General features: G+C 67.2%; 14 protein-coding genes. 13 read left to right on the top strand and 1 reads right to left on the bottom strand.

What is annotated here, in order from left to right; translation table 11 throughout:
* Positions 1-22: 22 nt before the first annotated feature.
* The 10 genes from HY57_RS20845 (at position 23) to HY57_RS09440 (ending at position 9,007) form a co-directional block, all read left to right on the top strand.
* The gene (locus HY57_RS20845) at positions 23-397 is read left to right on the top strand and encodes a hypothetical protein (protein WP_019465190.1); all 375 of its coding nucleotides are present in this window, start codon (positions 23-25) and stop codon (positions 395-397) included.
* Between the two features lie 42 nt (positions 398-439).
* Complete coding sequence (locus HY57_RS09480; protein WP_038579586.1) at positions 440-1,759, top strand: metal-dependent hydrolase family protein; 1,320 nt, start codon at positions 440-442, stop codon at positions 1,757-1,759.
* Complete coding sequence (locus HY57_RS09475; RefSeq protein ID WP_019465192.1) at positions 1,756-2,241, top strand: GNAT family N-acetyltransferase; 486 nt, start codon at positions 1,756-1,758, stop codon at positions 2,239-2,241. The genes HY57_RS09480 and HY57_RS09475 overlap by 4 nt, the downstream gene beginning before the upstream one ends.
* Before the next feature lie 252 nt (positions 2,242-2,493).
* Complete coding sequence (locus tag HY57_RS09470) at positions 2,494-3,093, top strand: DUF1801 domain-containing protein (RefSeq protein ID WP_019465193.1); 600 nt, start codon at positions 2,494-2,496, stop codon at positions 3,091-3,093.
* Positions 3,087-3,554 carry a GNAT family N-acetyltransferase gene (locus HY57_RS09465; protein WP_019465194.1) on the top strand — a complete coding sequence of 156 codons (468 nt, stop codon included), beginning with the start codon at positions 3,087-3,089 and terminating at the stop codon, positions 3,552-3,554. The genes HY57_RS09470 and HY57_RS09465 overlap by 7 nt, the downstream gene beginning before the upstream one ends.
* A complete protein-coding gene (locus HY57_RS09460; RefSeq protein WP_019465195.1) occupies positions 3,551-4,126 on the top strand; it encodes a GNAT family N-acetyltransferase in 576 nt (191 codons plus the stop codon). The genes HY57_RS09465 and HY57_RS09460 overlap by 4 nt, the downstream gene beginning before the upstream one ends.
* Before the next feature lie 173 nt (positions 4,127-4,299).
* The gene (locus HY57_RS09455) at positions 4,300-5,061 is read left to right on the top strand and encodes an SDR family NAD(P)-dependent oxidoreductase (RefSeq protein ID WP_019465196.1); all 762 of its coding nucleotides are present in this window, start codon (positions 4,300-4,302) and stop codon (positions 5,059-5,061) included.
* A 165-nt stretch (positions 5,062-5,226) separates the two neighbouring features.
* Positions 5,227-5,790, top strand: a complete 564-nt coding sequence (gene efpL / locus HY57_RS09450) for an elongation factor P-like protein EfpL (protein ID WP_019465197.1) — start codon at positions 5,227-5,229, stop codon at positions 5,788-5,790.
* Between the two features lie 255 nt (positions 5,791-6,045).
* On the top strand, positions 6,046-6,846 hold the full coding sequence (locus HY57_RS09445) for an N-acetylmuramoyl-L-alanine amidase (protein WP_019465198.1): 801 nt from the start codon (positions 6,046-6,048) through the stop codon (positions 6,844-6,846).
* Positions 6,847-6,922: 76 nt separating this feature from the next.
* Entirely contained in the window at positions 6,923-9,007 is a 2,085-nt protein-coding gene (locus tag HY57_RS09440; RefSeq protein WP_019465199.1) for an FUSC family protein, read from the top strand.
* Between the two features lie 103 nt (positions 9,008-9,110).
* Here HY57_RS09440 and HY57_RS09435 read toward each other — a convergent pair whose 3' ends face one another.
* Entirely contained in the window at positions 9,111-9,485 is a 375-nt protein-coding gene (locus tag HY57_RS09435; protein ID WP_026033910.1) for a YciI family protein, read from the bottom strand.
* Between the two features lie 222 nt (positions 9,486-9,707).
* Between HY57_RS09435 and HY57_RS09430 the strand changes: the two genes are divergently transcribed.
* Genes HY57_RS09430 through kynU form a run of 3 tightly spaced genes read left to right on the top strand, consistent with a single transcriptional unit; the run spans position 9,708 to position 12,577 of the window.
* Entirely contained in the window at positions 9,708-10,742 is a 1,035-nt protein-coding gene (locus tag HY57_RS09430; protein WP_019465201.1) for an amidohydrolase family protein, read from the top strand.
* Complete coding sequence (locus HY57_RS09425) at positions 10,739-11,239, top strand: hypothetical protein (protein WP_019465202.1); 501 nt, start codon at positions 10,739-10,741, stop codon at positions 11,237-11,239. The genes HY57_RS09430 and HY57_RS09425 overlap by 4 nt, the downstream gene beginning before the upstream one ends.
* A 57-nt stretch (positions 11,240-11,296) precedes the next feature.
* The gene (gene kynU / locus HY57_RS09420; RefSeq protein WP_019465203.1) at positions 11,297-12,577 is read left to right on the top strand and encodes a kynureninase; all 1,281 of its coding nucleotides are present in this window, start codon (positions 11,297-11,299) and stop codon (positions 12,575-12,577) included.
* The last annotated feature ends 2 nt before the right edge of the window (positions 12,578-12,579 follow it).

Raw genomic sequence — 12,579 nt, 5'->3', positions numbered from 1 at the left:
CAAAGAATCGCGAGAGGCCCCCATGGAAAAGCTGATTCTTCTGTTCTACCTGCTGTTGTCGCTGACCGGCTGCGAGCCGAGCCGCTCCGTCGTCACGCACGAGATCGTCAACGGTGTCGACGTGATCTACAGCAAGATCCAGATCACTGGCGAACTCGCCACGTTCCGCTGCCTGCGCAGCCAAAGCGGCCTGTGCCACTTCACCGTGCTGCCCGGTTCATGCGGTACCCGTCGCGTGAACTGCGAGCCGCCGATCACCGTGTTCACCATGCGCCAGGGCGATAGCCTGCTGTTGACGCGCCTGCCCGAGGATTTCGCCAGCTGCGCCACCCCGGCACCGGCCGCCAGCGGCGCCTGCGCGCAGCAACTGGCCGGCGCCGCTCGCCCCACTCCCTGAAGCCGCCCTACAATCGGGCACATCCATGGCGGGGAGTGCACGATGGGGCCGAGACGACGACAAGCCTGGCTGGTGCTGCTGGCGATCTTCGCGGTCACCAGTGCCACGGCAACCACTGCCGCGCCGCCCAAGGGCGACATCCTGCTGGTGCCCGACCGCGTATGGACGGCCGACGGCGATGCCGCGCACACCGGCTGGGCCGTGCTGGTGCACGACGGTGCCATCGCCGCGGTGGGGCCCGTCGATACTGTGAAGGCGCCCGCCGAGGCGAAGCGCATCGCCCTGCCCGGCGCCACCCTCATGCCGGGCCTGGTTGACCTGCACTCGCACGTGTTCCTGCATCCGTACAACGAAACGCTGTGGAACGACCAGGTGCTGAAGGAGCCGCAGGACTATCGCACGCTGGAAGCCGCCGCCCATGCGCGCGCCACCCTGCTCGCCGGGTTCACCACGCTGCGCGATCTGGGCACGGAAGGCGCGGGTTTCGCCGATGTGTCGATCAAGCGCGCCATCGACGAAGGCATGATTCCCGGCCCGCGCATGTTCATTGCGACCCGCGCTATCGTGGCGACGGCCAGCTATGGGCCGGGCCCGCGCGGCTTCCGCCCGGACATCGACCTTCCCGGTGGCGCGCAGGAGGTTAGCGGCGTGGACGAGGCTATCCGTGCCACGCGCGAACAGGCCGGTCACGGCGCGGACTGGATCAAGCTCTACGCCGACTATCGCGTCGGCGCAGACGGCAGCACGCAGCCCACGCTGTCGCTGGCCGAGATGAAGGCCATCGTGGACACCGCACACCTGTCCGGCCGCCCGGTGGCAGCGCATGCCGCCAGCGACGAAGGTGTGCGCCTCGCGGTGGAAGCCGGCGTGGACAGCATCGAACATGGCTACGGCGCGAGCGAGGCGACGTTCCGCCTGCTCAGGCAGCACGGCACGGCTTATGAGCCGACGCTCACCGCCGTGGAATCCACCGCGCAGTACTTCGAGCACTATGTGCCGGGACAGAGCGAACCCACCGCGCGCATGAAGGAAGCCGAACGCGCGTTCCGCACTGCGCTCAAGCTCGGCGTCACCATTGGCAACGGCAGCGACGTGGGTGTATTCACCCATGGCGACAACTGGCGCGAGCCAGCCAACATGGTGCGCGACGGCATGACGCCACCGCAGGCACTGCATGCCGCCACCAACGTTGCTGCGCGCATCCTGCGGCAACAGGAAACCTTCGGCCGCATCGCGCCGGGCCTGCGCGCCGACCTGGCCGCGTTCAACGGCGATCCCAGCACGCAGATCGACGATCTCCAGCACCCCGTCTTCGTGATGAAGGACGGCACCGTCTACCGCACCCCGCCAGCCACGCCATGACCGACATCCAGATCCGCCCGATCGAGGCGCGCGACAACGCCGCCGTCGCAGACATCATCCGAACGGTCATGCCGGAATTTGGCGCCGATGGCCCGGGCTTCGCCATCCACGACGCGGAAGTCGATGCCATGTCCGAGGCCTATGCGCGTCCACGCAGCGCCTATTTCGTGGTGGAGCGCGACGGCAAGGTGATCGGTGGCGGTGGCGTGGCGCCGCTGGAGGGCGGCGACGCGGGCGTGTGCGAGCTGCGCAAGATGTACTTCCTGCCCGAGGCGCGCGGCATCGGCGCCGGCAGCGCGATGATGCTGCGCTGCCTCGAGGCCGCGCGCAGCCATGGCTTCCAACGCTGTTACCTGGAAACACTCACCGGCATGGATGCGGCGCAGGCGCTCTATCGGCGCCATGGTTTCCAGGCCATCTGCGGGCCATTGGGAGGCACCGGCCACTTCAGCTGCGACCAGTTCTATATCCGCGATCTTTAGGAATGCCCTGATCCCTGCGGCCGGGGGTGGAATGATCCCGCGCAAGCTCGTAGGGTGTGAGGTCTGGCGCCGTACACGAGGGTTCTTCGGGCAGGCCGCACATCGCGGCCCCGGGGCCACGGACGATCAACGAAGGGCCGTTTTCGCTCGCATCCTGCTCCGCGCGATGCCGTCGCCAGTGCAACAAGCACCGGCGCGTCAATGGAAAGGGCGCCCCGGTGTTGAACAGACCGGTACCTCAAGGAAACGAACATGGCCCGTGACCATCGCATTGGCACTTACATCAACGATGCGCCGCCATATGCCCAGCCCATCCTCGAACACCTGCGGGACCTCGTGCACGAGGTCTGTCCGGAGGTGGAGGAGGACATCAAGTGGAGCATGCCCTTCTTCTGCTACAAGGGCACGCCCATCTGCTCGATGGCGGCGTTCAAGCAACACTGCTCGTTCGGTTTCTGGCGCTACAAGGACATCGTCGGCGGCAAGCTGGAGAATGGCATGGGGCAGTTCGGCAAGCTGACGTCGCTCAGGGACTTGCCGCCGGGCGAAACCCTCGCGGCATACATCCGCAAGGCGATGGCGCTGAACGAATCGGCGGTAAGGGCGAAGCGCGCCAGGGCCGCCGCGAAGCCCGCACCCGTGCTGCCCGACGATGTCGCGACCCTGCTCGCCATGAAGCAGCACGTCGCCGCGCGCAAGACCTACGAGTCCTTGCCGCCCGGCGCGCAACGCGAATACGTGGACTGGATCAGCGAGGCCAAGACGGCGGCGACCCGGCAGAAACGCATCACCGACGCGCTGGAATGGCTGGCGGAAGGTAAGCGGCGCAACTGGAAGTACGAATCATGCTGAAGGCACCGGCCCTTCACTTCGACATCGACGATCCGGCCGCGCCCGACGTCGCGCCGCTGATCCACGAACTGGACGGCTATCTCGCCGAGCTCTACCCCACCGGCAATATCCGCCCGGTGCCCGCCGAGGAACTGAAGCAATCCAACGTGACCTTCCTGACCGCGCGCGTGGATGGCACGCCCGTGGCGTGTGGCGCCTTCGTGCGGCAGGAGGACTACGTGGAAGTGAAGCGCATGTACGTGCTGCCCGCCTGTCGCGGCCTCGGCCTGGGCAAGCAGCTGCTGGATGCCCTCGAGGCGGGCATCGCCCGCACCGGTGGCAGGCTCGTCCGTCTCGAAACCGGCACGGCGCAGGCCGAGGCGCTGGAACTCTACGAGCGCGCGGGCTACCGCCGCTGCCCGCCTTTCGGCGAACATCGGGCTAACCCCAACAGCATCTGCATGGAGAAAGCCCTCGCATGATCCGCATCGCCCGCGCCGACGACGCTGCCGCCGTCCACGACATCTACACGCCCTCGGTGCTGCACGGCGTGGAGACCTTCGAGACGGAACTGCCTGGCGTCGAGGCGATGCGCGAACGCATCACCGCGCGGCTGCGCCAGTATCCGTGGATCGTGTGGGAGGAAGCCGGGCGGGTGCTGGCCTACGCCTACGCCAGCCGGTTCCGCGAACGCGCGGCCTACGACTGGATCGCCGAAACATCCATCTATGTGCACGCCGACGCGCGCCGCCGCGGCATTGCCCGCCGCCTCTATGGCGCACTGCTCGATGCCATGCGGCTGCAGGGCATCAACCAGGCCGTTGGCGTGATCACCCTGCCCGGCAAGAGCAGCGTCACCATGCACGAGGCCATGGGGTTCTCTCCCGCCGGTGTGTGGCGCAGCTCGGGCTACAAGCTCGACGCCTGGTGGGACGTGGGCGTATGGCAGCTGGAACTGCAGCCGCCGGAAAACCCGCCCCGGCCGGTGGTGTCGTTCGCGCAGTTGCGTGAGACGCAGGGCTGGAACGCCTTGCTGCAGCGCGCCAACGCCTGACAGACCGGTATCCGTGGGAGCGCACCCTGTGCGCGACGGCCGTGCCTCGAGGTACCGCCCATCGCCGCGGTCGCGCACAGGGTGCGCTCCCACATGACTGTGCTCCCCTCGCCCGCGCGGCCACGGCCCCTCCTCGGCTACCATTGGCTTTTTGGCATTCCCGAGGACGTTCCATGCAGCTCAATCAGGTCAAGGCGATCATCACCGGCGGCGCCTCCGGTCTCGGCCACGCGGTGGCGCAGTACCTGGTCGCCAGCGGCGGCAAGGTGGCCCTGTTCGACGTGAACGAGGCGAAGGGCCAGGAAGCCGCCAAGGCGCTGAACGGGCATTTCTTCCGCACCGACGTCACCTCCGAGGAAAGCGTCTCGGCCAATGTCGCCGCCGCCAGCGCGGCCATGGGCGGCCTGAACGTGGTGGTGAACTGCGCCGGCATCCTGGGCGCGGGCCGCATGCTCGGCAAGGAAGGCCCGATGCCGCTGAACACTTTCGCCACCACCGTGATGGTGAACCTGGTGGGCAGCTTCAACGTCGCCAAGGCCGGCGCCTCGCTGATGCAGAACAACGAAGCCGGTGAAGACGGCGAGCGCGGCGTGATCATCAACACCGCCTCCGTGGCCGCCTTCGAAGGTCAGATCGGCCAGGCCGCCTACTCCGCCTCCAAGGGTGGCGTGGTCGGCATGACGCTGCCGATGGCGCGTGAGCTGTCGCGCTTCGGCATCCGCGTGGCCACCATCGCCCCGGGCATCTTCTGGACTCCGATGGTGGACGGCATGCCACCGCAGGTGCAGGAGTCCTTGTCGGCCTCCATTCCGTTCCCCTCGCGCCTGGGCAAGCCGGACGAGTACGCCAACACGGTGGGCTTCATCCTCGGCAACCGCTACATCAACGGCGAAACTATCCGCCTCGATGGCGCGGTGCGCCTGCAGCCGAAGTAAACCTTCCACCGTCATTCCGGCGCAGGCCGGAATCCAGCCACGGCATCGTCGGATTGTCGCGAGTGGCGCCATGAGCGGGCTCGGGCGACAACCGTGTATCACGCCACTGGATTCCGGCCTGCGCTGGAATGACGATCAAGAACATCAACCATCCGGTCAAAATCCATGAAAGCTTCCGACGTCAAGAAAGGCAACGTGGTCGAACACGAAGGCACCGTCTACCAGGTGCGCGATATCGAGCGCAGTTCGCCGACCGCGCGTGGCGGCAACGTCACCTTCCGCTTCACCATGTATTCGATTCCCGGTGGCCGCAAGTTCGACCTGAGCCTGCGCGCCGACGACGACCTCAAGGAAATGGACCTGGTCCGCCGCGAGGCAAACTTCTCCTACATGGACGGCGAAGTCTTCGTGTTCATGGACAAGGAGGACTACACCCAGTACCTGCTCTCGCCGGAACTGGTGGGCGACAACGCGGGCTACATCGTCGAGGAGGTCGAGGGCTACTACGTGCAGCTCATCGACGATGCGCCGGTGGGCCTGCAGGTGCCGACCAGCGTGACGCTGACCGTGGTGGACACCGCCCCGGAACTGAAGGGCGCCAGCGCCACCAAGCGCACCAAGCCGGCCAAGCTCAACACCGGCATCGAAATCCAGGTGCCCGAATACATCACCAACGAAGAAAAGGTGTGGGTGAACACGCTGACGGGCGAGTTCGCCGGCCGCGCCTGATCGCCGCCGTTGATGCCGCACCTGGGAGCCTGTTCAATGTCTCCCTCAAGCCCCGGCCTTTCCTCACCGTCATTCCCGCGAACCCCGCAAAGAGGGCAAGAGCGGGAATGACGGTGAGGGGAAATCCGCGCTGCGGCAAGATTTTGAACAAGCGCTGAGAGCGCCGGGGCAACCCGGCGCTTTTTTTGTTGGCTTGACGCCACCCGGCAGCTGGAGCACGTTCACTTTTCTGCCAAGGACAAGGAAAGGACGGTCATGTCGCGTCCCCACGCCCTGCATGCACGCCGGTGGCGCATTCATCGCCTGCTGATGCCGCTATGCCTGGCGACTGCTCTTTGCGCCTGTGCGCCCGCGCCGGTGCGCAACCCCATCGCGCAGTGGGTACCCTCGCCTAACTACGACGCGCGCCGCCCGGTGCTGATTGTCATCCACTTCACCAACGAGCATTCCGCCGCGCAGGCGCTGCACACGCTGCGCACCGCGAACAGCGGCGGCCCGGTGAGCTCGCATTATCTTGTCGGCGACGACGGCCGCATCTACCAGCTCGTACCTGACAGCGAGCGCGCATGGCACGCCGGCGCAGGCCGCTGGGGCAGCATCACCGACGTGAACTCGGCGTCCATCGGCATCGAGCTGGACAACGACGGCGACTCGCCCTTCACCCAGGTGCAGATCGACAACCTGCTGCGGCTGCTGGCCGACCTCACCGACCGCCTGCGCATCCCGCATACGCAGATCATCGGCCACGAGGATCTCGCACCCGGGCGCAAGGACGATCCCGGCCCGCGCTTTCCGTGGGCGCAACTGGCGCAGGCCGGGTTCGGCCTGTGGCCACAAGGGCCGCTGGTCGATCCGCCGGCAGCTTTCGACCCGTGGTCGGCACTGGGCCTGATCGGCTATCCGCTGGACAACCGCGCCGCCACGGTGCGTTCGTTCCATCACCACTTCCGTGGCATGGACGGCGATACGCTGGACGACCAGGACCTGCGCATCCTCTATGCGTTGTCGCGCCAGCTGGGCGCGGGCGGCGGCGCGTCACCCGCACCGGCCGGCTGACGGGCGTCGATTCGTCGCGTTTGCTTCAGGCGGAATCAGGCAAAATCACCCCATAGCCAAGGAGCTTCGCCGCGTCATGTCTTCGACGGGTTATTCGCTGCGCGCCACGGTCGTCGACAGCCTGCTCACCGCCAAACGGCCGGACGTGCCGGTGCGCGTGGTCGTGCGCAATACCGCCGCCGTGATCTTGCCGCTGGCGATCGGCATCCTCGCCGGTCACCCGGGCATTGGCCTGGGGATCGGCGCCGGCGCACTGGACACCATGTTCTCGGACCAGCCCGGTCCGTACCGGCAGCGCATGACGCGCCTGCTGCTCGCCTCGCTCGCCGCCGGCCTGGCCGCGTTGATCGGTTTCCTGACCGGCGACCAGTTGATTCCCATCCTGATCGCCACCGCCGCATTCGGATTCTTCGGCGGCCTGCTGGTGGTATTCGGCACCGACATGACGCGTGTGGGCATGACCAGCATGATCCTGCTGGTGGTCACCGCGGCCACGCCACGACCGCTCAACGAAGCCCTGGGCGCCTCCGCGCTGATCTTCGCCGGCGGCCTGCTGCTCACCCTGTTCTCCGTGGCGGCGTGGCCCCTGCAGCGCTACCGCCCCGAACGGCATGCGCTGGCCGATGTGTATCGCGGCCTCTCCATGCTGGCGCGCCAGCAGGAGCACGACGATGCCGATGTTCCCGCGCTTACCGACGCCATGACCACGCTGCAGCACACCTTGCTCGGCCGCCACCACGCGCGCGGCCGCGCGATGGAGGCGTTTGGTGTGTTGCTGGAACTGGCCGAACGCATCCGCCTCGAACTCGTCGCGATGGCAGAGCTGCGCGCCAACCCCACCATCCACGCCATGTTCCGTGGCGACGCGGCGCGCGTACTGGGGGCCATTGCGGATGCGTTGGAAGTGGGCGACTCGCCACAACAGGCGGAGCGCGCCCTGCAGACCCTGCAGGCCAGCGAGAACGCCCTGCTCGGCGATGGCGGCAATGCCGACGGCCTGGCCACGCATATCCATGCGCTGTCGGGCCAGCTCGCGGCGGCGGTGCGTAACGCTAACTGGGCCGGCAGCCGTGGCGAGCTGCGTGCCGCCGCCGCGGAAACCCCGCTGCCCGCGGCACTGCGCAGCAGCTCGGCACGCGCCACGCTGCGCGCCAACCTGACACCGCACTCGGTGGCGTTCCGCCATGCCGTGCGCAGCGCCATCACACTGTCGGCCACGCTGTTCGTCTCCCGCGAACTCGGCCTGCCGCATGGCTACTGGCTGCCGATGACCGCCGCCATCGTGCTGCGCCCGGATTTCGCCGCCACCTTCAACTTCGGCCTGCTGCGCGTGGTCGGCACGGTGCTCGGCCTGGTGCTCACCACCGCGCTGCTGCACATCACGCCGCACGACGCATGGGCGCATCTCGCGCTGATGGCGGTGCTGTGCATGGGCTTCCGCTATCTGGCCACTGCGCATTACGGCGTGGCGGTGGCGGCGCTGACCGGCACCGTGGTCATCCTGCTGTCGTTCGAGGGCGTGAATTCCAGCGACGCGGTGATGGACCGCGTGATCAACACCGCGCTGGGCAGCGGCATGGCACTGCTGGCCTACGTGCTATGGCCGACCTGGGAACGCGGGCGCGCGCGTGCCGCTCTGTCGGACATGCTCGATGCCTACGCCGACTACCTCGGCGCACTCGCCCACCCGGACCGCCGGGACGGTCGCCGCGAAGCGCGCACGGCGGCACGCACGGCGCGCAGCAACGCACAGGCCTCGCTGGATCGCATGCGTGCCGAGCCAGGCACCCCCGCGCAGCTGCTGGAACTGGCCAATGCCCTGTTCGCCAACGGCAACCGCCTGGCGCGTACCGCGATGACGCTGGAAGCGCTGATCGAAGATCACCATGACCTGCCGGAGACAGTGGAGATGTGCGCCTTCGTCGACCACGCCGCCACCGCGCTGCACGATATCGCCACCGCCTTGCGCGCACAGCGCGCCCCCGATCGCCTGCCCGACCTGCGTGGCCTGCAGCGCACGTTGGCAACGCTGCTCAACATGGCCGAAGACCGCCAGGCCGCCGAGTTGCTCATGCGCATCAGCGACCGGCTGGTGGACAACGTGAACACGCTCGCGCATATCACCGGGCGCAGTCATAGCAAGTCCGCGGCGACGGTGTAACAGCACCCGGCCCTTGTGGGAGCGCACCCTGTGCGCGACGGGGCTTTCGCAAGCGCCGAGTCGCGCACAGGGTGCGCTCCCACAAAAATCATGGAACGTCGCCTCAGGCCCCGACGCGCCGCCGTACCGCATCAATGTCCCGCATGGGCCACACGTCGATGCGCCCGGTGCGCGCCCAGGGAAATTCCGCCGCGATGCGCAGGGCTTCGGCCATGTCCGCCGCTTCGATCACGTTGAAGCCGCCCAGGTATTCCTTGGCCTCGGCGAACGGGCCGTCCATTACGCTCATCTTGTCCCCGCGCATACGCAGTGACTTGATCTGCGCGGGGGACTCCAGCTGCACGGAATCGAGCAGGTAGCCCTGGTCGCGCAGCTCGTCGGCATGTGTGAAACAGCCACGCAGCATGGTGTCGACCTCGCCAGCCGGCAGCGCGTCGAGCAGGGTGTCGTCGTTATAGATCATGACCAGGAACTTCATGTTGCCTCCCATGGCAAGCGAGCGCGGTTGCACCCGACATGATGACGACAAATCCTTGCGGTTTGCATCCCACGATGGGCGGCAGTTCACCCGCCAGCCATGCGCCCGGCCTTTCCGTCAGTGCTGTCGGAATCTCGCCAACCCCTGAGCGGGCGCCCGTGGCCGCCACTTACGCTGCACCGCGCCGAGACGGCACCCCGGCCGTGGCATACACTCGGGTGCATGCTCAAAATCGACACTCACGCCCACATCCTGCCCCGTGACTGGCCGAACCTTGCCGCCAAGTTCGGCGACGACCGGTTCCCGGTGATGAACCACAACGACGGGCGCCATCGCATCTACAAAGATGGCAAGTTCTTCCGCGAGGTCTGGGAATCCGCCTTCGATCCGCAGCAGCGCATCGATGACTACGCCCGCTTCGGCGTCGGCGTGCAGGTGGTGTCTACCGTGCCGGTACTGTTCTCCTACTGGGCGCCGGGCTATCAGGCCCTGGAGCTGCATCGCCACCTGAACGACCAGATGGCGCAGATCTGCAACGACTACCCCCGCCACTACGCCGGCATTGGCACCGTGCCGCTGCAATCGCCCGATCTGGCGATACGCGAGCTGGAGCGCTGCATCGACGAGCTGGGCCTGCAGGGCGTGCAGGTCGGCTCGCACTGCAACGACTGGAACCTGGACGCACCGGAGCTGTTCCCGTTCTTCGAGGCCGCCGCGGACCTGGGCGCCGCCATCATGGTGCACCCCTGGGACATGATGGGCACCGCCAGCATGCCCAAGTACTGGCTGCCCTGGCTGGTGGGCATGCCGGCCGAGCAATCGCGTGCGGCCTGCTGCCTGGTGTTCGGCGGCGTGCTGGAGCGCCTGCCGAAGCTGCGCGTGATGCTGGCCCACGGCGGCGGCAGTTTTCCGTGGACCATCGGCCGCATCGAGCATGGCTACCGCATGCGGCCCGACCTGGTGGCCACGGACAACCCGCGCAACCCGCGCGAGTACCTGCAGCGCCTTTATTTCGACTCCTGCGTGCACGACCCCCACGCCCTGCGCTATCTCCTGGATGTGACAGGGGTCGACCGCGTCATGCTGGGGACCGATTATCCTTTCCCGCTGGGGGAACAGCATCCGGGCAGCGGCATCGAGTCACTCGGACTCGACCACGACGCCCGCGCGCGACTCTTCCACGGCACCGCCCTGGAATGGCTGGGGCTGCCGCTGCATCGTTTCGAACCTCACACCCTCTCACAGGAAAAGGCATGAGCTTCTTCCGCAACTTAGCTTTAGCCGGCGCGCTGGTTTTCGCCGGCGCCACGCATGCTGGCGACATCAGCATGGCTGGTGGCAGTGTGACCTTCAGCACGCCCGACCAGTGGAACGTCATCATGGAAACCGAGGGCGACCCGGAAGCGCGGGTATTCCAGGTCACCGACCCCACGTCCAACAACACCCTCGCCCGCGTGTCGGTGACGGTGAAGCAGGTGGGCAACGCCGAGGAGTTCCAGCAATACGTCGCTGGCGCGATGGGCAAGGCCAAGGCCCTCACCGGCTACCAGGCCGCCAGCGGCGGCGCGCCCGACAACTTCGTCTACACCGCGCAGGAAAATGGTGCGCAGTACAGCTACAGCGAGCGTTACTGGTTCAAGGGTGGCCACGCCATCCAGCTGCGCTGCCTGCGCCCCGCGCAGAGTTCCGCTGGAGCATCGTGGCGCACCGCCTTTGACAAGGGCTGCGATGCGATCGCCGCACGCCTGAAGTAAGCCGCCTCACACGCGCCGTGCCACCGTCGGCACGGCGCTTCTGCAAGAGACTCCCCGATGTCTGCTCCGTACGAAGCCACCCTCGCCTGGGCGCAGGCCCAGGATGCCGCCGACCCGCTGCGCGGTTTCCGCGACGAGTTCCTGATCCCTCCGCACGAGGGGCGCGACAGCCACTACTTCTGTGGCAATTCGCTGGGCCTGCAGCCACGCGCCGTGCGCGCGGCACTGCAGGCGGAACTGGACGATTGGGCCGCACTGGCGGTGGAGGGCCACTTCAAGGGCCGCCTGCCGTGGATGGATTACCACGAGTTCGTGCGCGACGACCTGGCCACCGTGGTCGGCGCACAGCCGTCCGAAGTGGTGGCGATGAATACCCTGGGCGTGAACCTGCACCTGATGATGGTGAGCTTCTACCGCCCCACGCCGGAGCGCCACGCCATCCTGATCGAGGCGGGCTCGTTCCCCACGGATCGCTATGCGGTGGAATCGCAGGTGCGCTTCCACGGTTACGATCCGGCCACATCGTTGATCGAACTGCAGGGTGACGAGGCGAACGGCACCATTTCGATGGAAGCCATCGAACGTGTGCTGGCCGAACACGGCTCGCGCATCGCGCTGGTGATGCTGCCGGGCATCCAATACCGCACGGGCCAGGCCTTCGATCTCGCCGCGATCACCCGCCTCGCGCAGCGCCATGGTTGCATGGTGGGTTTCGATCTCGCGCACGCCGTGGGCAACCTGCCCTTGCGGTTGCACGACATCGGCGCCGACTTCGCCATCTGGTGCAGCTACAAGTACCTCAACAGCGGCCCCGGTGCCGTCGGCGGCGCCTTCGTGCATGAGCGCCACGCGCGCACCACCTTGCCGCGCTTCGCCGGCTGGTGGGGACACGACAAGACCACGCGTTTCCAGATGGGACCGGAGTTCGTGCCCACCTATGGCGCGGATGGCTGGCAGCTGAGCAATCCACCGATCCTCGCGTTGGCGCCGCTACGTGTATCGCTGGAGATCTTCGTGCGCGCGGGCATGTCGAACCTACGCGAAAAGTCGCTGCGCCTCACCGGCTATCTGGAATGGCTGGTGCAGACGCAGCTCAACGACGTGCTGGAAGTCGTAACCCCCAGCGACCCCGCACGCCGCGGATCGCAGCTGTCCCTTCGCGTACAGGGCGGCCGTGCGCGTGGCCGCGCGCTGTTCGAGTACCTGATGGGACACGGCATCGTCGGCGACTGGCGCGAACCGGACGTGATCCGCATTTCGCCCACGCCGTTGTACAACCGCTTTGCCGATTGCGTGGCATTCGTCGAGGCGGTCAGGGCATGGCATCGCGGCGGCTGAGC

The organism is Dyella japonica A8, from assembly GCF_000725385.1.
Taxonomy (GTDB): Bacteria; Pseudomonadota; Gammaproteobacteria; order Xanthomonadales; family Rhodanobacteraceae; genus Dyella; species Dyella japonica_C.
The sequence above is the reverse complement of the archived record's forward strand: the minus strand, read 5'-3'. Positions and strand labels throughout refer to the sequence as shown.

Excerpts from the sequence above, each read along its gene's own strand:
- HY57_RS09430 (WP_019465201.1), top strand. The coding sequence starts at position 9,708 with ATGCTCAAAATCGACACTCACGCCCACATCCTGCCCCGTGACTGGCCG.
- HY57_RS09460 (WP_019465195.1), top strand. The coding sequence starts at position 3,551 with ATGATCCGCATCGCCCGCGCCGACGACGCTGCCGCCGTCCACGACATC.
- HY57_RS09475 (WP_019465192.1), top strand. The coding sequence starts at position 1,756 with ATGACCGACATCCAGATCCGCCCGATCGAGGCGCGCGACAACGCCGCC.
- HY57_RS09425 (WP_019465202.1), top strand. The coding sequence starts at position 10,739 with ATGAGCTTCTTCCGCAACTTAGCTTTAGCCGGCGCGCTGGTTTTCGCC.
- HY57_RS09470 (WP_019465193.1), top strand. The coding sequence starts at position 2,494 with ATGGCCCGTGACCATCGCATTGGCACTTACATCAACGATGCGCCGCCA.
- HY57_RS09445 (WP_019465198.1), top strand. The coding sequence starts at position 6,046 with ATGTCGCGTCCCCACGCCCTGCATGCACGCCGGTGGCGCATTCATCGC.
- HY57_RS20845 (WP_019465190.1), top strand. The coding sequence starts at position 23 with ATGGAAAAGCTGATTCTTCTGTTCTACCTGCTGTTGTCGCTGACCGGC.
- kynU (WP_019465203.1), top strand. The coding sequence starts at position 11,297 with ATGTCTGCTCCGTACGAAGCCACCCTCGCCTGGGCGCAGGCCCAGGAT.
- HY57_RS09465 (WP_019465194.1), top strand. The coding sequence starts at position 3,087 with ATGCTGAAGGCACCGGCCCTTCACTTCGACATCGACGATCCGGCCGCG.
- HY57_RS09435 (WP_026033910.1), bottom strand. The coding sequence starts at position 9,485 with ATGAAGTTCCTGGTCATGATCTATAACGACGACACCCTGCTCGACGCG.
- HY57_RS09440 (WP_019465199.1), top strand. The coding sequence starts at position 6,923 with ATGTCTTCGACGGGTTATTCGCTGCGCGCCACGGTCGTCGACAGCCTG.
- HY57_RS09455 (WP_019465196.1), top strand. The coding sequence starts at position 4,300 with ATGCAGCTCAATCAGGTCAAGGCGATCATCACCGGCGGCGCCTCCGGT.
- HY57_RS09480 (WP_038579586.1), top strand. The coding sequence starts at position 440 with ATGGGGCCGAGACGACGACAAGCCTGGCTGGTGCTGCTGGCGATCTTC.
- efpL (WP_019465197.1), top strand. The coding sequence starts at position 5,227 with ATGAAAGCTTCCGACGTCAAGAAAGGCAACGTGGTCGAACACGAAGGC.